This window comes from Pseudomonas sp. CFBP 13711 (assembly GCF_014842265.1).
In the GTDB taxonomy this organism is placed as follows: domain Bacteria; phylum Pseudomonadota; class Gammaproteobacteria; order Pseudomonadales; family Pseudomonadaceae; genus Aquipseudomonas.
The window spans coordinates 225,428-244,867 of the sequence record NZ_JACYVI010000009.1 but is presented as its reverse complement, the minus strand read 5'-3'; the positions used below and the strand labels follow the sequence as shown (position 1 = coordinate 244,867).

At 62.0% G+C, this 19,440-nt stretch carries 21 protein-coding genes; 15 read left to right on the top strand and 6 right to left on the bottom strand.

The annotated features are described in order from the left end of the window. Positions 1-103 precede the first annotated feature (103 nt). Positions 104-559 carry a MaoC family dehydratase gene (locus tag IFT47_RS18075; RefSeq protein WP_192173768.1) on the bottom strand — a complete coding sequence of 152 codons (456 nt, stop codon included), beginning with the start codon at positions 557-559 and terminating at the stop codon, positions 104-106. 287 nt (positions 560-846) lie between these two features. Between IFT47_RS18075 and IFT47_RS18070 the strand changes: the two genes are divergently transcribed. The 3 genes from IFT47_RS18070 to IFT47_RS18060 are packed head-to-tail and all read left to right on the top strand — an operon-like array spanning position 847 to position 2,538. Then, a complete protein-coding gene (locus tag IFT47_RS18070; RefSeq protein WP_065988384.1) occupies positions 847-1,209 on the top strand; it encodes a CidA/LrgA family protein in 363 nt (120 codons plus the stop codon). A 2-nt stretch (positions 1,210-1,211) separates the two neighbouring features. Continuing rightward, positions 1,212-1,922 carry an LrgB family protein gene (locus tag IFT47_RS18065; RefSeq protein ID WP_192133651.1) on the top strand — a complete coding sequence of 237 codons (711 nt, stop codon included), beginning with the start codon at positions 1,212-1,214 and terminating at the stop codon, positions 1,920-1,922. A 10-nt stretch (positions 1,923-1,932) separates the two neighbouring features. Then, positions 1,933-2,538 (top strand): LON peptidase substrate-binding domain-containing protein, encoded by a 606-nt coding sequence (locus IFT47_RS18060; RefSeq protein ID WP_192173767.1) that lies wholly within the window; start codon positions 1,933-1,935, stop codon positions 2,536-2,538. A 62-nt stretch (positions 2,539-2,600) separates the two neighbouring features. Here IFT47_RS18060 and IFT47_RS18055 read toward each other — a convergent pair whose 3' ends face one another. Both IFT47_RS18055 and IFT47_RS18050 read right to left on the bottom strand, forming a co-directional pair. Next, positions 2,601-3,917 carry a bifunctional DedA family/phosphatase PAP2 family protein gene (locus IFT47_RS18055; protein WP_192173766.1) on the bottom strand — a complete coding sequence of 439 codons (1,317 nt, stop codon included), beginning with the start codon at positions 3,915-3,917 and terminating at the stop codon, positions 2,601-2,603. Between the two features lie 4 nt (positions 3,918-3,921). Beyond that, the gene (locus tag IFT47_RS18050; protein ID WP_192173765.1) at positions 3,922-4,605 is read right to left on the bottom strand and encodes a DNA-3-methyladenine glycosylase; all 684 of its coding nucleotides are present in this window, start codon (positions 4,603-4,605) and stop codon (positions 3,922-3,924) included. A 449-nt stretch (positions 4,606-5,054) separates the two neighbouring features. Here IFT47_RS18050 and IFT47_RS18045 point away from each other — a divergent pair, with 449 nt between their 5' ends. The 12 genes from IFT47_RS18045 (at position 5,055) to lipA (ending at position 16,601) form a co-directional block, all read left to right on the top strand. Further along, positions 5,055-6,329 (top strand): glutamate-5-semialdehyde dehydrogenase, encoded by a 1,275-nt coding sequence (locus IFT47_RS18045; protein WP_192173764.1) that lies wholly within the window; start codon positions 5,055-5,057, stop codon positions 6,327-6,329. A gap of 82 nt (positions 6,330-6,411) precedes the next feature. After that, a complete protein-coding gene (nadD, locus tag IFT47_RS18040) occupies positions 6,412-7,056 on the top strand; it encodes a nicotinate-nucleotide adenylyltransferase (RefSeq protein ID WP_108121747.1) in 645 nt (214 codons plus the stop codon). A 66-nt stretch (positions 7,057-7,122) separates the two neighbouring features. Then, a complete protein-coding gene (rsfS, locus tag IFT47_RS18035; protein WP_192173763.1) occupies positions 7,123-7,542 on the top strand; it encodes a ribosome silencing factor in 420 nt (139 codons plus the stop codon). 9 nt (positions 7,543-7,551) lie between these two features. Continuing rightward, positions 7,552-8,019: a 23S rRNA (pseudouridine(1915)-N(3))-methyltransferase RlmH gene (gene rlmH, locus IFT47_RS18030; RefSeq protein WP_037017961.1), complete on the top strand. Its 468-nt coding sequence runs from the start codon at positions 7,552-7,554 to the stop codon at positions 8,017-8,019. Positions 8,020-8,050: 31 nt separating this feature from the next. After that, positions 8,051-9,949 carry a penicillin-binding protein 2 gene (gene mrdA, locus IFT47_RS18025; protein ID WP_192173762.1) on the top strand — a complete coding sequence of 633 codons (1,899 nt, stop codon included), beginning with the start codon at positions 8,051-8,053 and terminating at the stop codon, positions 9,947-9,949. Positions 9,950-9,980: 31 nt separating this feature from the next. Beyond that, complete coding sequence (gene rodA, locus IFT47_RS18020) at positions 9,981-11,084, top strand: rod shape-determining protein RodA (protein WP_163022102.1); 1,104 nt, start codon at positions 9,981-9,983, stop codon at positions 11,082-11,084. 17 nt (positions 11,085-11,101) lie between these two features. Continuing rightward, entirely contained in the window at positions 11,102-12,112 is a 1,011-nt protein-coding gene (gene mltB, locus IFT47_RS18015) for a lytic murein transglycosylase B (protein ID WP_192173761.1), read from the top strand. Beyond that, the gene (locus IFT47_RS18010; protein ID WP_192173760.1) at positions 12,112-13,161 is read left to right on the top strand and encodes a septal ring lytic transglycosylase RlpA family protein; all 1,050 of its coding nucleotides are present in this window, start codon (positions 12,112-12,114) and stop codon (positions 13,159-13,161) included. The genes mltB and IFT47_RS18010 overlap by 1 nt, the downstream gene beginning before the upstream one ends. Before the next feature lie 195 nt (positions 13,162-13,356). Further along, the gene (locus IFT47_RS18005) at positions 13,357-14,517 is read left to right on the top strand and encodes a D-alanyl-D-alanine carboxypeptidase family protein (protein WP_192173759.1); all 1,161 of its coding nucleotides are present in this window, start codon (positions 13,357-13,359) and stop codon (positions 14,515-14,517) included. A 98-nt stretch (positions 14,518-14,615) separates the two neighbouring features. Next, the gene (locus IFT47_RS18000; protein ID WP_074892711.1) at positions 14,616-14,891 is read left to right on the top strand and encodes a DUF493 domain-containing protein; all 276 of its coding nucleotides are present in this window, start codon (positions 14,616-14,618) and stop codon (positions 14,889-14,891) included. Then, positions 14,891-15,538: a lipoyl(octanoyl) transferase LipB gene (gene lipB / locus IFT47_RS17995; RefSeq protein WP_192173758.1), complete on the top strand. Its 648-nt coding sequence runs from the start codon at positions 14,891-14,893 to the stop codon at positions 15,536-15,538. Before IFT47_RS18000 ends, lipB begins: the two co-directional genes overlap by 1 nt. A gap of 1 nt (position 15,539) precedes the next feature. After that, positions 15,540-16,601 (top strand): lipoyl synthase, encoded by a 1,062-nt coding sequence (lipA, locus tag IFT47_RS17990; RefSeq protein ID WP_244655991.1) that lies wholly within the window; start codon positions 15,540-15,542, stop codon positions 16,599-16,601. An 88-nt stretch (positions 16,602-16,689) separates the two neighbouring features. Here lipA and IFT47_RS17985 read toward each other — a convergent pair whose 3' ends face one another. From IFT47_RS17985 to holA, 3 genes are all read right to left on the bottom strand, one after another. Further along, complete coding sequence (locus tag IFT47_RS17985) at positions 16,690-18,027, bottom strand: lytic murein transglycosylase (protein WP_192173757.1); 1,338 nt, start codon at positions 18,025-18,027, stop codon at positions 16,690-16,692. A gap of 86 nt (positions 18,028-18,113) precedes the next feature. After that, positions 18,114-18,272 carry an alternative ribosome rescue factor ArfA gene (arfA, locus tag IFT47_RS17980; RefSeq protein WP_037017982.1) on the bottom strand — a complete coding sequence of 53 codons (159 nt, stop codon included), beginning with the start codon at positions 18,270-18,272 and terminating at the stop codon, positions 18,114-18,116. Between the two features lie 95 nt (positions 18,273-18,367). Beyond that, on the bottom strand, positions 18,368-19,405 hold the full coding sequence (gene holA / locus IFT47_RS17975) for a DNA polymerase III subunit delta (protein ID WP_192173756.1): 1,038 nt from the start codon (positions 19,403-19,405) through the stop codon (positions 18,368-18,370). Positions 19,406-19,440 lie beyond the last annotated feature (35 nt).

The window sequence follows — 19,440 nt, the reverse complement described above, 5'->3', positions numbered from 1 at the left end:
CGCAGCGAGTATGCCGCAGCGAGGAACGCTCATGAAACAGTCTGTTACGACTGTTTCATGTTTCAGGAAGGTTTGCGCAGGCGTTATGGAGAGGCGGCGGGGCTTACACGAAGCACAGCGAAAGCGGTTCCGCCACGAACGCAGGCTTGTCCAGGCCTTCGATTTCAAGGGCCGCGGAGGCTTTGAGCAACCATTGGCCGGGCTTCTTTTCGGTCACCTCCGCCAGCGTGACTTTTAGACGAACGCGCGAGTTCACTTTCACCGGCTGAATGAAGCGCACGCTGTCCAGGCCATAGTTGATCGCCATCTGCATGCCTTCGGGCACGACCATCAAGGACTCCATCAGCTTGGGCATCAGCGACAGCGACAGAAAGCCATGGGCGATGGTCGAACCGAACGGGTTTTGCGCTGCTTTTACCGGATCGACGTGGATGAACTGGAAGTCGCCGGTGGCTTCGGCGAACAGATTGATGCGTCCCTGATCAATGGTCAGCCACTCGGAGCATCCCAGGTCCTTGCCTTCATAGCTCTTGAGTTCTGCAACGGGTACGTGGGGCATCGCTACTCTCCTAGTGGGTGATTGTTTTTGCGCTGGATCTTCACGGGCAGGCCCCCTGACACAACGCGCTCGCAGGTTTGCTGCCGCTTCGCGTCAGATCGCGAGCAAGCTCACTCCTACAGTTTGAACCGCAGTCGACGAGGTGACGCCGGCGCTGTTATTGCTTGGCATTGAAGATCAGCACGCGCCACTGCGCGGGTCAACGTGGTCTCAACTGGTGAATACCGCCCCATAGGCAGCGCGGGTGGCATGCCTATAATGTCGCCGCGAATCTGCTGGAGTTTTCTATGTTGCTAAGAGGCCTGACCTGGCTTGTGCTGTTCCAACTGATCGGAACCGCGCTCAATCACCTGTTTCTGTCGATCCTGCCCGGCCCGATCATCGGGCTGGTGCTGCTGATGATCTACCTCATGACCCGCGGCGAAGTCAGTGAACCCATCAGCCTGGCGGCCAGCAGTCTGCTGCGATACCTGCCGCTGCTGCTGGTGCCGCCCGCCGTGGGTGTGATGGTGTATGCCGACCAGATCGCCGAGGACTTCTGGGCGATCGTCGGCTCGCTGGTGATTTCCCTGATGGTGTCGCTGACCTTCGCCGGCTGGCTGATGCAGAAACTCATCGACCGTCAGGCCAATCGCCGGGAGCCATCATGAGTTTGGACTGGCACGGCGCCTGGCTGTCGGTGATTCATCACCCCTTGTTCGGTATCGCCATCACGCTGGGCGCGTATCAACTGGTGCTGGCTGGCTACGAGAAAACCCGCTGGGTGTTTTTGCAACCGGTGCTGATTTCGATGCTGGTGGTGATAGGCGTACTGGTGAGCTGCGGGCTGTCCTACGTTGAGTACCGCAAAAGCACCGAAATCCTCAGCATTTTGCTTGGCCCGGCAACGGTTGCGCTGGCCGTGCCGCTTTATCTGAACCTGCGGCGCATCCGGCAGCTGTTCTGGCCGGTATTGACTACGCTGGTGGTGGGCGGCGTCCTGGCCACCGGGCTGTGCGTCGGGCTGGGCTGGATGCTCGGCGCCGATCACATGATCCTGATGACCATGGCGCCCAAGTCCGTGACCTCGCCGATCGCCATGCTGGTCGCCGAGCAGATTGGCGGTGTGGCGGCGCTGGCCGCAGTCTTTGTGTTGATAACCGGGGTGATCGGCGGCATATTCGGCCCCGGCCTGCTGACGCTGGCGCGGGTCACCAGCCCGGAAGCCCGCGGCATGGCCCTTGGGCTGACGGCCCACGCGGTGGGTACGTCGGCGGCCCTGCAGGAAAGTGAGGAATGCGGCGCCTTCGCGGCGTTGGCGATGAGTCTGATGGGTGTCGCCACGGCCTTGTTCCTGCCGTTGGCGGTGTCTCTGGTTGCTTGAGGATAGGTTTATGTCGTTGCCGTTGTTTACGCTGCCGCTGTTTCCACTGAACGCCGTGCTGTTCCCGGGGTGCGTGCTCGATCTGCAGCTATTCGAGGCGCGCTACCTCGACATGATTAGCCGCTGCATGAAGCAGGGCGAAGGCTTTGGCGTCGTTTGCATCACTGAAGGCAGTGAGACGGGCGACGTGCCGGACGGTTTCTCGATGATCGGCTGCGAAGCGCGGGTCACCGATTTCCAGAAGCAGGACAACGGCCTGCTCGGCATTCGGGTAGTGGGTGCTCGACGCTTTCGGGTGAAGGACTACAGCACCCAGCGCGACAACCTGCTGATCGGCGAGGTCGAATGGCTCGACGATCCCGAGGAACAGCCGCTGCAAGAGGAGGACGACGATTTGGTCGCGTTACTCGCCGCGCTGGCCGAGCACCCGATGGTGGCCGCGCTGAACATGGGCCTCACCGCCAGCGGTCAGCATTCATTGGCCAATCAACTGGCCTACCTGCTGCCCTTCGCCGAAGAAGACAAGATCGAGCTGCTGGAAATCGAAGACGCCGAACAACGGCTCGATGCGATTCAGGACCTGCTCGACGAAATGCAGGGCGACATGCAGGCCTGAATGCTGTTGTTTTGCGCGGCGCGGACCGGATCGTTCTTCCGGCAGGCCGCGCCTGAGCTGTTTCAGTACTGGTAGCGGATCAAACCGTGGGGGAACGAGTGCAGGCCGAACCCGCCGAAAAGCGCCACCATTGCCGGTAGCACCAGCCACCAGACTTTAATCGGCAGGGCCTCCAACGGCTTTTTGTTCTGCACGAACGCAAGGCTCGCCGCGCAGGTGAAAAACGCCAGCAGCATCCCCGCCGTGACATCCGTTGGCCAATGCACACCCAGATAGACCCGTGACATTGCGATCGCCAGCGCCGGAATGCCGCCCAATAGCAGCCACGTCAGGCGCAGCCGCACCGGCTGACCGCGACCGGCAAGCACCGCCAGCGTCATGAACAGCGCAAACGAGGCCGATGCATGTCCGCTCGGCATGCTGTAGGTCCCCAGGGCCTCCGTCAGTACGTCAGGCCGGGCGCGGGCGAAGGTGTATTTCATGCTCTGGTTGATCAGCGCCGCGCCCAGGGTGGTGCCGACCGCGAAGATCGCATGGCGCCATTGCCGCGTGACGACCAGCAGGATCGTCAGCAGGGCGGCGGCGCAGAACTGAGTGCGGAAATCCCCCAGGCCCGTCACCATCACCACGAAGTTTTCGGCCGCAGCGCTCCGACTGGCCTGGACCACGGTCATGATGCCCTGATCGAAATCGGCCAGGTATGGCCAGCCCAGAAAAACACTTCCCAGCAGCACGAAGCAGGTCAGGGCGATGACCTTGGTCGCGTAGGGCTTTTGCCGAAGGCTGCTCTGCACGCTGATGCCCAGCAGAAGCGCCAGCCCGCCGCCCACCACGGCAGCCTGGGGCCAGAAGTTTTCCGGCAGCGGCAGGCGGATGGCCGCACCGGTCGCCCAGCCCGGCAGTATGTAGGCCACAGACCAGCCGGCAGCGGCAATCAAGCTCACACCGGCAAAGCGCACGAACGGCATGTCGCACATCCCGGCCACCATCGGCAGCATCGGGCGCAGCGGGCCGATGAAGCGGCCGACCAGCAGGCTGGCGATGCCGTAGCGCTGGAAGTAGGTCTCGGCGCCGCCGATCCATTCCGGATGATTGCGCAGGCCGGGCAATTGACGAATCTTCTGATGAAAGCGCCGGCCGAGGAAGTACGAGACCAGATCGCCCAATATCCCGCCGAGGAACCCCAGCAACAGCGCTTCACTCAACGGGAGTATGCCGCTGCCGGCCAGTGCGGCGATCGCGAACAGCACAACGGTCCCGGGGACGACGATGCCGGCAATCGCCAGGCACTCGATGAACGCAACGATGAAAATCGCCGCGCCGAGCCAGGAGGGGTTGGCGCTTAGCCAGGAGGTGATGCTGTCGAGCCACGCGCCCATGGGTTCAGTTTCCTTGCTCGATGAAAATATAGTCGCGTCCTTCGACTTGCCCGCGTCTGACCGGGTTCCGTGTGCAGAAGCGGGCATAGGCGGCGTCAACGAACCGGTACATCAGGTGCTCGTCGCGTCCGGCGGGGATGCCGAGGCGTGTCGTTTGGATAATGCGCGGCGGTCGCTGGCCCACGTCCTCGACGAAAAGCCGTTCTTCATCGAAGCGCTGGGCGTCCCACATCGGCACTTTCAGGCCCAGCGCTTTGCACAGCAGCGTCTGCCCGGCGCACAGCCGCTCTGGCGTGCGCACGTTGCCGCTGGCGTCGGGATTATTGAGCAGCATGCGGGCGAGGGCGTTCTCATCGGACACCGCGTCGACCCAGGGATAAGCCGATTTGATCAACACGGCATTGCCCGGACCTTCCGCGCTGAAGTTCAACGAGTCACCGCCACGGGCGTAATACATATAAATGTGCCCGCCTTCCAGAAACAAAGCCTTACGTTTTTCTGTGTAACCGAGGGACGCATGACTGCCTTTCTCGGCCACGTAATACGCCTCCGTCTCAATAATCCGCGCCGACAACCACAACCCGTCGACCTTGTGGCGGATCACCTTGCCCAGCAAATCCCGGGCAAGCGTCTGAGCATCGCGATGAAAGAAACTGTCCGGCAGGGCGCGTGGCGATTGGTCAGGCATAAACAACGGCAGTCAGAGAATGGACCGCGATCATATCAACATCGGCCTTAATTGGAGCTGAATGGCTAGGCACGCACCGGGGAGCAGATCAAAAATCCCATTGCCCACACGGGCGCCTTCCCGGCTGAAGCCGGTCCCACTAAAGCACCGTGTTCACATAGTGGGACCGGCTTTAGCCGGGAAGCCCTTGATCTGCCCAAACGCGCTTTTGATCTTGATCTTCGTACGCAAAAATTCCAGACACCGCCAAACGCGACTTGGGTGCAGGCTGAGCGCAGGGCCCACGCAGCGGGAACGGAGTGAGGGTATTGCGACGAAGGAGCAACCAAACCCCCGCATTGAGAACAACAAAACCCCCTTATTCTGACCATCCGCCCGTCGCCGCTGTCGTTCAGCACGCCCGACAGCTATAATCCGCCGCTTTCCCATTTGCCAAGACCCCCGAGACCATGACTAAGTCCGTTCTTGACTACATGACCCGCCTGGGTCGCGCCGCCCGCGAAGCCTCCCGCGTGATCGGCCGTGCCAGCACCGCACAGAAGAACCGCGCCCTCGCAGCCACCGCTGCCGCGCTGGACGCTTCCCGTGCCGAGCTGACCGCCGCCAACGAACAAGACCTCGCTGCCGGCCGCGCCAATGGACTCGAACCCGCTCTGCTCGAACGCCTCTCCCTGACCCCGGCCCGCATCGACAGCATGATCGCCGGCCTGCGTCAGGTCGCCAGCTTGCCAGACCCCATCGGCACCCTGCGCGACATGAACTTCCAGCCGTCCGGCATACAAGTCGGCAAAATGCGCGTGCCACTGGGCGTCGTCGGCATCATCTACGAGTCGCGCCCCAACGTAACCATCGACGCCGCCAGCCTCTGTCTCAAATCCGGTAACGCCACCATCCTCCGTGGCGGTTCCGAAGCCATCAATTCCAACCGCGCCATCGCCGCCTGCATCCAGCGTGGCCTCGACGAAGCCGGCTTGCCTGCCGCCGTCGTACAGGTTGTCGAAACCACCGACCGCGCCGCCGTGGGTGCGTTGATCACCATGCCCGAGTACGTGGACGTCATCGTCCCGCGCGGCGGCAAAGGCCTGATCGAACGCGTCAGCCGCGACGCCAAAGTCCCGGTCATCAAACACCTGGACGGCATCTGCCACGTCTACGTCAGTGCCCACGCCGACCTGGCCGCCGCCCAACGCATCAGCTTCAACGCCAAGACCTACCGGTATGGCATCTGCGGCGCGATGGAAACCCTGCTGGTCGATCAAACCATCGCCGCAGACTTCCTGCCGCCCATGGCCGCCCAGTTCCGCGAAAAAGGCGTCGAGCTGCGCGGCTGCGAGCGCACCCGCGACCTGATCGACGTTTTGCCGGCTACTGAAGAAGACTGGCACACCGAGTACCTGGCGCCGATCCTCTCGATCCGCGTCGTGACCGGTCTGGATCAGGCCATCGAACACATCAATCACTACGGCTCGCATCACAGCGACGCCATCATCTCCGACTCGCAAGCCCAGACTCGCCGCTTTATGGCTGAAGTCGACTCGAGTTCAGTGATGGTCAACGCGCCCACCAGCTTTGCCGACGGTTTCGAATACGGCCTGGGTGCGGAAATCGGCATCTCCACCGACAAGATTCACGCGCGGGGTCCCGTGGGGCTCGAAGGCCTGACCTGCGAGAAATACATCGTCGTCGGCGATGGCACACAATTGCGCGGGCAGGGGCCGGTCTGACTTGGCCGACGTCGGTCAGGCTTCAGTGAGCGGCGCCCAGGCAGTGGCCGATCCGATTGCGGTTCCGCTGAACACTGCACGGATGCCCCAGCGCATCGGCATACTCGGCGGCACGTTCGACCCGGTGCACATTGGCCATTTGCGTGGCGCGCTGGAAGTCGCCGAGCTGCTGAAACTCGATGAGCTGCGTCTGACGCCCAGTGCCCGACCGCCTCATCGCGACACGCCGAGCGTTTCGGCCCAGGACCGTCTGGCGATGGTCCAGTGCGCGGTGGCCGGTGTGCCGCCATTGACGGTGGATGATCGCGAGCTGTTGCGCGACAAGCCGTCGTACACGATCGACACGCTGGAATCGATGCGCGCGGAACTCGCCGCCGATGACCAGCTATTTTTATTGCTGGGTTGGGACGCCTTTTGCGGGCTGCCTTCCTGGCATCGGTGGGAAGAGTTGCTGGAGCACTGCCATATCGTGGTGCTGCAACGCCCGGACGCCGACAGCGAGTCCCCGGATGCGATGCGAAATCTGCTCGCGGGACGTGCCGTCAGTGATCCGAAGGCCCTCAAAGGGCCCGGCGGAAAGATTACGTTCGTCTGGCAGACGCCGCTTTCGGTGTCTGCCACCCAGATCCGTCAACTGCTGGCCAGCGGTAAGTCGGTACGTTTTCTGGTGCCAGACGCGGTACTGGCCTATATCGATACGCACGGGCTGTACCGTGCGTCGAACTGAAGGTGTGTTGCTACGCAGCCAAGTGCGCGAAGAAACGCCCAAACATACGAGTTGAAAGAGTTTTTTATGACTGACAAACGCGCTGTAAACCCAATCATCGAAGTGATCAGGGCTGCCCTGGACGACGTCAAGGCCCAGGATATCCAGGTGCTGGACGTTCGTGACAAACAAAGCATCACCGACTACATGGTCATCGCGACCGGTACTTCCAATCGCCAGATCAACGCGATGCTCGACAAGGTCCGTGAAGAAGTCAAAAAACAGGGCCTCAAGCCGCTGGGCGAAGAAGGCAAGGGCGACAGCGACTGGGTGCTGCTGGACCTGGACATCGCCATCGTCCACATGATGACCGCCTCCGCTCGCCAGTTTTACGACCTCGAGCGTCTGTGGGCCGGTGCCGAGCAGAGCCGTTCGGCCAGCGCTGCACACCACAGCCCGGAAAACGCTCACGTGCATTTTGACAAGCTGAACAAAGACCAGGCCTAAGGCTTCGTTGTGCGTTTGCGTCTGATCGCCGTTGGTTCCCGCATGCCCAAGTGGGTGGAAGAGGGTTGGCATGAATATGCCAAGCGTCTGCCATCCGAACTGGCGCTGGAGCTGGTGGAAATCCCGCTCAACACCCGTGGCAAGAACGCCGACGTGGCACGCCTCATCCGTCAGGAAGGCGAGGCCATGCTGGCGAAAGTGCAGCCGGGCGAGCGGATCGTCACGCTTGAAGTGCATGGCAAGCCATGGAGCACCGAGCAACTGGCGGGCGAGCTCGATCGCTGGCGTCTGGATTCGCGCACGGTCAACCTGATGGTCGGCGGTCCGGAAGGGCTGGCGCCGGAAGTCTGTGCACGGGCCGAGCAGCGTTGGTCGTTGTCGCCGCTGACGTTGCCGCACCCGCTGGTGCGCATTCTCATCGGTGAGCAGATTTATCGTGCCTGGACCGTGCTGTCCGGTCACCCTTATCACAAGTAGCGCCGCTGCCTTCACTGTGAACCTGCCCTAAATGTCTCAGCCGATTCGCCTGAAAGACCACGAAAAGGACGCACGCCTGGTGCGCAGCCGAGTCGTGGTCGGCGCAGTCGCGGTCGTCGTGCTGATCTGCGTGCTGGTCGCGCGGCTGTATTTCCTGCAGGTCATCCAGTACGAGTACCACTCGACGCTGTCCGAGAACAATCGCGTTCACGTGCAGCCGATCCCGCCGAGCCGCGGGCTGATCTACGACCGTAACGGTGTGGTCATTGCCGACAACCGGCCCAGTTTCAGCCTGAGCATGACCCGCGAACGCTCGGGTGACTGGACCCAGGTGCTGGACACCATCGTCCATGTCCTTGAGTTGACGCCTGACGACCGGATCATCTTCGAAAAGCGCATGAAGCAGGGTCGCCGGCCGTTTGAGCCGGTGCCCATCCTGTTCGAACTCACTGAAGAGCAGATCGCCCGTATCGCCGTTAACCAGTTCCGCCTGCCGGGGGTTGAAGTGGTGGCGCAGCTGGTTCGCCACTACCCACAGGGCGAGCACTTCGCCCACTCGGTGGGTTACATGGGCCGGATCAACGAGAAAGAGCTGAAAAGCCTCGATCCCGTGAACTACAGCGGCACCCACCACATGGGCAAAACCGGGATCGAGCGTTTCTACGAGCCCGAGCTGCACGGTCAGGTCGGTTACGAAGAAGTCGAAACCAATGCCCGCGGCCGCGTGCTGCGCGTGCTCAAACGGACCGATCCGGTGCCCGGCAAGGACATCGTCCTGAGCCTCGACATCCAGTTGCAGGAAGCCGCCGAAGCCGCCCTGGCCGGGCGTCGCGGCGCGGTGGTGGCGCTGGACCCGAACACCGGCGAGGTACTGGCGATGGTCAGTCAGCCGAGCTTCGACCCGAACCTGTTCGTCACCGGCATCAGCTTCAAGGCCTATTCCGAGCTGCGCGATTCGGTTGACCGCCCGCTGTTCAACCGTATTCTGCGGGGTCTGTACCCGCCGGGTTCTACCATCAAGCCGGCGGTGGCGATTGCCGGTCTCGACACCGGCGTGGTCACGGCCAGCACACGGGTTTTCGACCCCGGCTATTACATGCTGCCGAACTACGATCACAAATACCGTAACTGGAACCGCACCGGCGATGGCTGGGTGGATCTGGACACGGCGATCATGCGCTCCAACGACACCTACTTTTACGATCTGGCCCACAAGGTCGGGATCGATCGGCTGTCGGCGTACCTGAACAAGTTCGGCATCGGCCAGAAGGTCTCGCTGGACATGTTTGAAGAATCCCCCGGCCTGATGCCGTCCCGTGACTGGAAGCGCGTGACCCGGCGGCAGGCGTGGTTCCCGGGGGAAACACTCATTCTGGGGATCGGCCAGGGCTACATGCAGGCCACGCCGTTGCAGTTGGCCCAGGCCACCGCGCTGGTGGCGAACAAGGGCAAGTGGAACCGTCCGCACTTGGCAAAAACCGTCGAAGGGCAGAAGCCGGTGGACGAGAACCCGATGCCGGACATTGTCCTGCGTGATCCGTCGGACTGGGGCAAGGTCAACCACGGCATGCAGCAAGTGATGCACGGCGCTCGCGGTACCGCGCGCAAAGCCGCCATTGGTGCGCAGTACCGCATCGCCGGCAAGAGTGGTACGGCCCAGGTCGTGGCCATTCGGCAGGGCGAGAAATACGACCGCTCGAAAGTCCAGGAGCGCCACCGCGACCACGCCTTGTTCGTCGGCTTTGCGCCGGCCGACAGCCCGAAGATTGTCGTTGCGGTGATGATCGAAAACGGCGAGTCCGGGTCGGGCGTTGCCGCGCCCGTGGTGCGGCAGGTCATGGACGCCTGGCTGCTTGATCCACAGGGCCACCTCAAACCCGAATACGCCAGCAATGCACAGCCTCCGGAGACCGCGGCCCGTGAAGAGTAATTTCGACCGCATCCTGTCCAGCGAAGATGTGATGCGCCGTCGCGCCACGTTTCTGCAGAAAATTCACGTCGACGGCCCATTGCTGATCCTGCTGCTGACGTTGGCGGCAGGCAGCCTGTTTGTCCTTTATTCGGCCAGCGGCAAGAGCTGGGACCTGCTGATCAAGCAGGCGACCTCCTTCGGCATCGGCCTGGTGTCGATGTTTGTCATCGCCCAGCTCGAACCCAGGTTCATGGCCCGCTGGGTGCCCGCCGCCTACGTGATCGGGGTTTTGTTGCTGGTGGCGGTGGACGTCATGGGCCATAACGCCATGGGCGCCACGCGTTGGATCAACATTCCCGGGGTCATTCGCTTTCAGCCCTCGGAATTCATGAAGATCATCATGCCGGCGACCATCGCCTGGTACTTGTCCAAACGCACGCTGCCGCCGCACCTCAAGCACGTGGCGGTGAGCCTCGGGTTGATTGGTCTGCCGTTCATTCTGATCGTGCGTCAGCCGGACCTCGGCACCTCGCTGCTGATTCTGGCGTCCGGCACCTTCGTGCTGTTCATGGCCGGCTTGCGCTGGCGCTGGATTATCAGCGTGGTGGCGGCCGCAGTACCGGTGGCGGTCGGCATGTGGTTCTTCTTCATGCACGATTACCAGAAGCAGCGGATCCTGACCTTCCTCGACCCGGAGAGCGATCCCCTCGGCACCGGCTGGAACATCATTCAGTCCAAGGCAGCGATCGGTTCGGGCGGCGTGTTCGGCAAAGGCTGGCTCATGGGCACGCAGTCGCACCTGGACTTCCTCCCGGAAAGCCACACCGACTTCATCATTGCGGTGCTCGGCGAAGAATTCGGGCTGGTGGGGATTTGCGCGCTGCTGCTGATCTACCTGCTGCTGATCGGCCGCGGGCTGGTGATCACCGCCCAGGCGCAGACGCTCTACGGCAAGCTGCTCGCGGGCAGCCTGACCATGACCTTTTTTGTTTACGTTTTCGTCAATATCGGTATGGTCAGCGGTCTGCTGCCGGTCGTAGGCGTGCCGTTGCCCTTCATTAGCTACGGCGGAACTTCGCTGGTGACGCTGCTGTCAGCGTTTGGTGTTTTGATGTCGATCCACACGCATCGCAAGTGGATCGCTCAGGTTTGATTAAGGTGAAGAACTCAATGCAAGTAGTGCGTGGCTGGGCTGCTCGATATGCGCCGCTGGTCGGTCTGATGGGCATCTTCGGCTCAGTGCAGGAATCACTTGCCGGTGACTATGACGGCTCTCCTCAAGTCGCCCAGTTCGTCAGCGAAATGACCCGCGATTACGGTTTTGCGGGCGAGCAACTGATTGATGTATTCCGCGATGTGCAGCGCAAGCAGGCGATTCTCGATGCCATTTCGAAGCCTGCCGAACGTGTGAAGCCGTGGAAGGACTATCGCCCGATGTTCCTCACCGACGCGCGCGTTGCCCGGGGCGTCGACTTCTGGCGTCAGCACGAGGCCGCCCTGGCGCGCGCCGAGCAGGAGTATGGCGTGCCCGCTCAGGTCATCGTTTCGATCATCGGCGTCGAGACATTTTTCGGCCGCAACACCGGTAATTACCGGGTGATGGACGCATTGTCGACGTTGGCGTTCGACTATCCCCAGCGCGCTGATTTCTTCCGCAAGGAGCTCCGTGAATTCCTGCTCCTGTCCCGCGAACAGCAGGTCGATCCGCTGACGCTCAAGGGCTCCTACGCCGGCGCCATGGGTCTGCCCCAGTTCATGCCGAGCAGCTTTCGCGCCTATGCAGTGGATTTCGACGGCGACGGCCACATCAATATCTGGAACGACCCGGACGATGCAATCGGCAGCGTGGCCAGCTACTTTCAGCGTCACGGCTGGGTGGCCGGTCAGCCGGTTGTCAGCCGCGCGGACGTTCGCGGTGACCGCGTTGACGAGGGCTTGAGCCCCGGCATCGATCCGGTGAAAAACGTTGGGGAGTTGCGAGCGTTGGGCTGGGCGAGTCATGATGCGCTGCGCGACGACATGCCGGTCACGGCGTTTCGCCTCGATGGTGACAAAGGCCCTGAATACTGGATGGGTCTGAAGAATTTTTACGCAATCACGCGGTACAACCGCAGCGTGATGTACGCCATGGCCGTGCATCAGCTGTCTGAAATGCTTGTTCAAGCCCGGGACGTCAAGTAATGCGGCCACTGCCGATGCAACAACCATTGAAACTGATGGCCTTCACGGCGCTGACTTTGCTGATCGTCAGTTGCTCGACCAGCCGCCCGACGACCACGACGCAGCGGCAGCAGGGCAACATCATTCGTTCGCAGCCCGGGCTGGACATCAACAGGGCGCACAAAGACGGCGCGCCCTGGTGGGACGTTGACGTTTCGCGCATCCCCGACGCCATTCCGACCCTGCACACCGGCCCCTATAAGGCCAACCCGTACACCGTGCTGGGCAAGACCTATTTCCCGCTCAGCGATTCCAAGACCTATTCCCAGACGGGAACGGCGTCTTGGTACGGCACCAAATTCCATGGCCAGAACACCGCCAATGGCGAGGTCTATGACCTGTACGGCATGAGCGCGGCCCACAAGACCCTGCCGCTGCCCAGCTATGTTCGCGTGACCAATCTGGACAACAACCGCACGGTGATCCTGCGGGTCAACGACCGCGGCCCGTTCTATTCCGACCGCATCATCGACCTGTCCTACGCCGCAGCCAAAAAGCTGGGTTATGCCGAGACCGGCACAGCACGGGTAAAAGTCGAAGGCATCGACCCTTCTCAGTATTGGGCGCAGCGCGGCAAACCGGCGCCGCTGATGCTGGATCAGCCGCAGGTGGCCAGCAGCAATCCTCCGGCGCGTCAGCCGCAACCGGGCGCTCCGGTGATTACCGCATCAGCGGGTACGATCGAACAATGGACACCGCCGCCGCAGCAACATGCCGCCCCGGTCACGCCCGTGCCGATCGACGCAAAAAAAAACGCTTCCGGACAAGCGTCTGGGCTGTTTCTCCAAGTGGGAGCCTTCGCCAACCCGGACGCTGCGGAACTCCTGAGGTCGAAATTGAGCGGGATGGTCCGGGCGCCGGTGTTCGTGAGTTCGATCGCACGCAATCAACAGACGCTCTATCGCGTGCGGATGGGACCGGTCGACACGCCGGGTGAAGCCCAGCAACTGCAAAACAGCGTAAGGTCGGCCAATCTCGGCTCGCCGAGCGTCGTCACGTCAGACCAGTAACGCTTTTATCAGCGATACCTGCCCCGGAAACGGAGGCGAGTTTCGCTGCCTGACCGACGACGTGCCGACCGGGTGTGTCGTTGTCAGCAGCTTTTCACGGCACGTTCTGTAGAATGTGAGCCCGTTTGCCGGGGTAGCCCGGCACCCGCTTTGCCCGCAAGGGCATGTTTGCCCATTAGCATTTTCGAGAGACGGATGAACATCACCAGCTTTGCAAAACGCCTTTGCCTGCTAATCCCGCTATTCACCGCGCCTGCCGTGTTTGCGGCAGAACAGATGACGCCATCGCCACCGCAACTGGCTGCCAAGGCTTATGTGCTGATGGACGCCAACAGCGGCAACGTTCTGGTCGAAAACAATGGCGACCAGCGCCTGCCGCCGGCCAGTCTGACCAAGCTGATGACCGCCTACATCGCCACGCTGGAAATCCGTCGCGGCCAGATCGGCGAAAACGACCCTGTGACGGTCAGCGAAAACGCCTGGCGCACCGGTGGTTCGCGGATGTTCATCAAGGTGGGCAGCCAGGTCACCGTCAGCGACTTGCTGCACGGCATCATCATTCAGTCGGGTAACGACGCCAGCGTTGCGCTTTCCGAGCACATCGCCGGCAGCGAAGACGCCTTCGCCGACCTGATGAACAAGACCGCTGCCGACCTGGGCATGGTCAACAGCCACTTCATGAACCCGACCGGCCTGCCGAACCCTGATCACTACGCCACGGCCCATGACATGGCCCTGCTGGCGCGCGCGATCATCCACGAAGACCCGGCTCACTACGCGATCTACTCGCAGAAAGAGTTCTTCTGGAACGGCATCAAACAGCCGAACCGCAACCTGCTGCTGTGGCGTGACAAGACCGTTGACGGTCTGAAAACCGGTCACACCGAAGAAGCTGGCTACTGCATGGTGTCCTCGGCCGTTCGTGATGGCATGCGTCTGATCGCGGTGGTGTTCGGCACCAACAGCGAGCAAGCTCGTGCTGCCGAGACCCAAAAGCTGCTGACCTACGGTTTCCGCTTCTTCGAAACCCAGACCTTCTATCAGAAGGGCACCGAGCTGGCTCAGGCGCCGGTCTGGAAAGGCATCGAGCGTCAAGTCAAAGCCGGCCTGGCTGAAGACCTGACCATGACCATGCCAAAAGGCGAGCTGAAGAAGCTGGCTGCCAGCATGACCATGAACCCGCAACTGGTTGCACCGATCGCCAAAGGCGACGTTATCGGCAAGGTTGAAGTCAAACTGGACGACAAGGTCGTGCACAGCGCCAACCTGATCGCTCTGGACGCCGTCGACGAAGGTGGTATCTTCCGCCGCCTGTGGGATAGCATCCGCCTGTTCTTCTACGGTCTGTTCAACTGATCAACGATTGATCAAAAACTGACCGTTGCTCCGTACGCCCCCGTCGCCGAACGCGCCGGGGGCCTGTCCGTTTTCCGGCTTACGAGGCCGTTACTGCCATGACAGATACCGAAGTAAAAGCGCCAAAAATCGAATTTCCCTGCGCCGACTATCCCATCAAGATCATCGGCGACACAGGTGTGGGCTTTAAAGACAGGGTCATCGAGATCCTCGAGAAGCACGCCACCGTCGACATGAAAACCCTGGCCGAGCGCCAGAGCAGCAACGGTAAATACACCACCGTTCAGCTGCACATCATCGCCACCGGCCAAGACCAGCTGTACGACATCAACAGCGAACTGCGGGCCACCGGCTTCGTGCACATGGTGCTGTGATGGGGCCGGTTCTGGGCTTTCGTGAACTCGGGCTGACCGACTACGAGCCCACCTGGCAGGCTATGAAACGCTTCACCGACGGCCGCGACCGCGAAACCGCCGACGAGGTCTGGCTTGTGCAGCATCCGCCCGTCTTCACCCAGGGCCAGTCCGGCAAGCCCGAGCATTTGCTGCTGCCGGGGGATATCCCGGTGGTGCAGGTCGATCGTGGCGGCCAAGTGACTTATCATGGCCCCGGCCAACTGGTCGCTTACTTGCTGCTGGACGTGCGCCGTCTGGGCTTTGGCGTTCGCGAGCTGGTCACCCGGATCGAGCGCAGCCTGATCGATCTGCTGGCCAGTTACGGCGTAGACGCCGCAGCCAAGCCCGATGCACCGGGGGTTTACGTCGATGGCGCCAAGATTGCCTCGCTGGGGCTGCGCATCCGCAACGGCTGTTCGTTTCACGGCCTTGCGTTGAACGTCGATATGGATCTGGACCCTTTTAAACGGATTAATCCCTGCGGGTATGCGGGGCTGGCGATGACCCAGCTGCGCGAACAGGCAGGTCCGATTGAATTTGCCGAGGTTAGTGCCCGGCTGCGTGCGCAGCTCGTCAAACACCTCGACTACGCTGAGCAGACGACCCTAACGGGCGGAATCGATTGATATGACTACTGCGTATGAGGCAGCTGACACTGTCGTGAATACAGAGAATGCCGTACAGACCCTGATCCCGACAGTGAGCGTGACCACGCCCGAGCGTGTGGCGCGTCCGAAAGTGGAGGCCGGCGTGAAGCTGCGCGGCGCGGAAAAAGTCGCGCGCATCCCGGTGAAGATCATTCCGACGGTCGATCTGCCGAAGAAGCCGGACTGGATTCGCGTGCGCATCCCGGTCTCGCCGGAAGTCGACCGCATCAAAGCGCTGCTGCGCAAGCACAAGCTGCACAGCGTGTGCGAAGAGGCGTCTTGCCCGAACCTGGGCGAGTGCTTCTCCGGCGGCACCGCGACCTTCATGATCATGGGCGACATCTGCACCCGTCGCTGCCCGTTCTGCGACGTCGGTCATGGCCGCCCGAAAGCGCTGGACACCGATGAGCCGAAGAACCTGGCCGTCGCCATCGCCGACCTGAAACTCAAGTACGTCGTGATCACTTCCGTTGACCGGGACGACCTGCGCGACGGCGGTGCCCAGCACTTTGCCGACTGCATTCGCGAGATCCGCCTGCTGTCACCAAACGTGCAGCTGGAGACCCTGGTCCCGGATTACCGTGGCCGCATGGACATCGCGCTGGAAATCACCGCCGCGACGCCGCCAGACGTGTTCAACCACAACCTGGAAACTGTGCCGCGTCTGTACAAGGCTGCGCGCCCGGGTTCGGATTACCAGTGGTCGCTGACCTTGCTCAAGCGCTTCAAGGAAATGGTCCCTCACGTCCCGACCAAGTCCGGGCTGATGCTGGGGCTGGGCGAGACCGACGAAGAAGTCATCGAAGTCATGCAGCGCATGCGCGAGCACAACATCGACATGCTGACCCTGGGTCAGTACCTGCAACCGTCGCGTAACCATTTGCCGGTCCAGCGCTTCGTCCACCCGGACGTCTTCGACTGGTTCGCCGAAGAAGGTTACAAGATGGGCTTCAAGAACGTCGCCTCTGGCCCGCTGGTCCGTTCCTCGTACCACGCGGACGAACAAGCCAAGCTGGTCAAGTCGCTGCTCACGGCGGGCTGATCACAGCGTCGTTGATGCAGAAAGCAAAACGGGCCGGATAGAAATATCCAGCCCGTTTTTTTTGCGTTGCGTTTAGCTGTGCCGGAATCTACGGCTGGCGCAACTGCTGCAGCAGCTCCTGCGTCGGGTACCCGTCTGCCGGCCAGCCAAAGGATTGCTGTGCGCTGCGAATCGCCTTACGCGTGTTGGCGCCGATGATCCCGTCCGGGGCGCCTGCGTCGTACTGTCGGGCCGAGAGCAGCGTCTGCAACTCGATACGCTCGGAGCGGCTCAGCGGACGATCACCCCGCGGCCAGCTGCCCTGCACATAACCGCCGCCACTGAACCGCTCGGACAGCAACCCGATGGCCAGTGCATAGGACGACGAGTTGTTGTACTTGAGGATGGCGCGGAAGTTGTCCATCACCAGAAAGGCTGGGCCTTTGTAGCCGGCGGGCAACAGCAAGGCCGCCTGCTGTTGCAGCAAATTGGCCGGCAACGCTGAACCGTTTGGCAGCTTCAGCCCCAGCTGTTGCCATTCGCTGATGGATTTACGGGTTGAAGCGTCGGCCAGCGCGTAGTCGAAACCCTGAGCCAGTTGCACCTCAAAGCCCCACGGCTGGCCTTTCTGCCAGCCCGAGCTTTGCAGGTAATGTGCGGTGGAGGCGAGGGCGTCGGTGGGGGAGTTCCAGATGTCACGGCGACCGTCACCGTCGAAATCCACCGCGTGAGTGTTGTAGGTCGTCGGGATGAACTGCGTCTGGCCCATGGCGCCGGCCCACGAGCCCAGTATGTTCGGCGCATCGATATCGCCGTGCTGGATGATCTGCAGCGCGGCGATCAGTTGGTCCTGGGCAAACTGCGGTCGGCGGCCTTCATAGGCCAGCGTCGCCAGTGAACGAATCACCAATTGCGTGCCCTGGAACTGGCCGAAGCTGCTCTCCATGCCCCACACGGCGACCAGTGCCTGGCGATCAACGCCATAACGCTGCTCGATGGCGCTCAGCGCGTCGGCGTATTGGTTGAGCAGGGCTTGACCCTTGCGCACGCGTACGGCCGACATGGCGCCATCGAGGTATTCCCACACCGGGCGGCTGAATTCTGGCTGACTGCGATCGGCCTTGACCACGCTCATGTCCGGCGTGACGCCGGCAAACGCGCTATCGAACACATCGGGCCGCACACCCGCGTTCAGCGCCAGAGCACGGAACTGGCTCTGCCACTCGCTGAAGGTCATTGCGGGCTGGATTTCAAAGTTGCCGTCGTCGGGTTGCGCAACAGCGCCAGAAGGCGTGGGCAGATTCTTGACGACTTGGGCCGCGGGCGCGGACTGGAGAGGGGTGGCAACGGCAGCGGTAGGCTGCTCGGCACAGGCAACCAGCGCGAAGAGGCTGGAGGCGGCGATCAACTGGCGAAGGTGCCAGCGACGGGGAAAGCTTGGGGGCATTCTGGGGTCCACAGTGCTAAACCGGAAGGTGCAGACCTTAACATGCCGGCCCTGCTGGTGGGGCGTCAGTCAGTAACCTGAAGTTTTCACGCCGCCATAACGGAAGAAGCCTCCCAGCTTTTAGACTGGAAGGCTTCGCGGCGGTAGCTGCCTTTGCCTTTGCCGGGTTGTTCCTGACGGCTGCGGAACAGTGGCTGGGCGATGATGGATTTGGCCTTGTTCGGCCGCTTTTTGGCTTTGCTCATGGCGTTCTCGCTCAAGTGGTGGGGTGCATCAGCGGGGATATTCGGCCACTTCGGCGCCGCTGTCCAATTAACCTGAGCTATCGAAAGGTTACAGATTATTCCGCTGGCAATGCCAGCCGTTGTCCCGCCATCAGCAGCGTCAGTCGACTCAGACTGCTCCAGACCGAGCCTTGGGCCTGTCCTTTGATTTGCGCGTCGATGTGTTGCGCGTCCATCAACAGCTGACCCCAGCGTCGCGCGGAGTGGCGTTGCAGGGCCTTGCTCATCAACGGCTTGCGCTTGTCCCAGATGGGCGGGCGCGCCTGACTGAAGGCTTTGTCCAGCGGAATGCCCTGACTGAACTGCAACGCCAGATTGGCCAGCACACGCAGCTCGCGGGACAGCGCCCAGAGAATGACCGGAGGTTCGACGCCTTCGCCGCGCAGGCCTTCAAGCATTCGCAGTGCGTGGGCCGCTTCGCCATTGAGGATGGCGTCGGTCAGGCCAAAGACGTCGAAGCGCGCGCTGTCGGCCACCGCCGCCTGCACGGTCTCGACCGTGATCTGGCCTTCGTCGGCCATCAGCTTGAGCTTTTCGATTTCCTGTGCAGCGGCCAGCAAGTTGCCTTCCACCCGCGCAGCAATGAGTTCGATGGCGTCCGGCGTTGCTGCCAGACCGGCTTGTGACAGGCGCTGACGAATCCATTGCGGCAGCTGGCTGGCGTCCACCGGCCAGATCTGCACGAACTGGGTCTGCGGCCCTTCAACCAGCGCCTTGCCCCATTTGGTTTTCTGCGCCGAGCCGTCGAGCTTGGGCAGGCTGATCAGCAGCAGCGTGTCTTCGGCGGGACGGCCGCAGTATTCCAGCAGCGCGGCGGCGCCTTTGTCGCCGGGTTTACCGGACGGCAGGCGTAACTCCAACAGCCGGCGCTCGGCGAACAGCGACATGCTCGCGCCCGCCTGGAGCAGGGTGCCCCAGTCGAAGCTCGAATCGGCGCTGAACACCTGACGTTCGTCATAGCCCTGCTGGCGCGCAGCCGCACGAATGGCGTCGCAGGCCTCCTGACACTGCAGCGGGTCATCGCCGCTGACGATGTAGACGGGCGCAAGGGTGCCGTGCAGGTGTTTGGAAAGCTGGGCGGGGGCGAGTTTCATGGGTCAGAAAAGATCAGGGCCGGCGAACCGGCCCC

Coding starts and splice junctions, on each gene's coding strand:
- IFT47_RS18075 (WP_192173768.1), bottom strand. CDS start 559: ATGCCCCACGTACCCGTTGCAGAACTCAAGAGCTATGAAGGCAAGGAC.
- lipB (WP_192173758.1), top strand. CDS start 14,891: ATGGGGCCGGTTCTGGGCTTTCGTGAACTCGGGCTGACCGACTACGAG.
- IFT47_RS18055 (WP_192173766.1), bottom strand. CDS start 3,917: ATGGGCGCGTGGCTCGACAGCATCACCTCCTGGCTAAGCGCCAACCCC.
- IFT47_RS18045 (WP_192173764.1), top strand. CDS start 5,055: ATGACTAAGTCCGTTCTTGACTACATGACCCGCCTGGGTCGCGCCGCC.
- holA (WP_192173756.1), bottom strand. CDS start 19,405: ATGAAACTCGCCCCCGCCCAGCTTTCCAAACACCTGCACGGCACCCTT.
- rsfS (WP_192173763.1), top strand. CDS start 7,123: ATGACTGACAAACGCGCTGTAAACCCAATCATCGAAGTGATCAGGGCT.
- IFT47_RS18005 (WP_192173759.1), top strand. CDS start 13,357: ATGAACATCACCAGCTTTGCAAAACGCCTTTGCCTGCTAATCCCGCTA.
- IFT47_RS18070 (WP_065988384.1), top strand. CDS start 847: ATGTTGCTAAGAGGCCTGACCTGGCTTGTGCTGTTCCAACTGATCGGA.
- mltB (WP_192173761.1), top strand. CDS start 11,102: ATGCAAGTAGTGCGTGGCTGGGCTGCTCGATATGCGCCGCTGGTCGGT.
- IFT47_RS17985 (WP_192173757.1), bottom strand. CDS start 18,027: ATGCCCCCAAGCTTTCCCCGTCGCTGGCACCTTCGCCAGTTGATCGCC.
- nadD (WP_108121747.1), top strand. CDS start 6,412: ATGCCCCAGCGCATCGGCATACTCGGCGGCACGTTCGACCCGGTGCAC.
- lipA (WP_244655991.1), top strand. CDS start 15,540: ATGACTACTGCGTATGAGGCAGCTGACACTGTCGTGAATACAGAGAAT.
- mrdA (WP_192173762.1), top strand. CDS start 8,051: ATGTCTCAGCCGATTCGCCTGAAAGACCACGAAAAGGACGCACGCCTG.
- IFT47_RS18010 (WP_192173760.1), top strand. CDS start 12,112: ATGCGGCCACTGCCGATGCAACAACCATTGAAACTGATGGCCTTCACG.
- arfA (WP_037017982.1), bottom strand. CDS start 18,272: ATGAGCAAAGCCAAAAAGCGGCCGAACAAGGCCAAATCCATCATCGCC.
- IFT47_RS18050 (WP_192173765.1), bottom strand. CDS start 4,605: ATGCCTGACCAATCGCCACGCGCCCTGCCGGACAGTTTCTTTCATCGC.
- rodA (WP_163022102.1), top strand. CDS start 9,981: ATGCGCCGTCGCGCCACGTTTCTGCAGAAAATTCACGTCGACGGCCCA.
- IFT47_RS18060 (WP_192173767.1), top strand. CDS start 1,933: ATGTCGTTGCCGTTGTTTACGCTGCCGCTGTTTCCACTGAACGCCGTG.
- IFT47_RS18000 (WP_074892711.1), top strand. CDS start 14,616: ATGACAGATACCGAAGTAAAAGCGCCAAAAATCGAATTTCCCTGCGCC.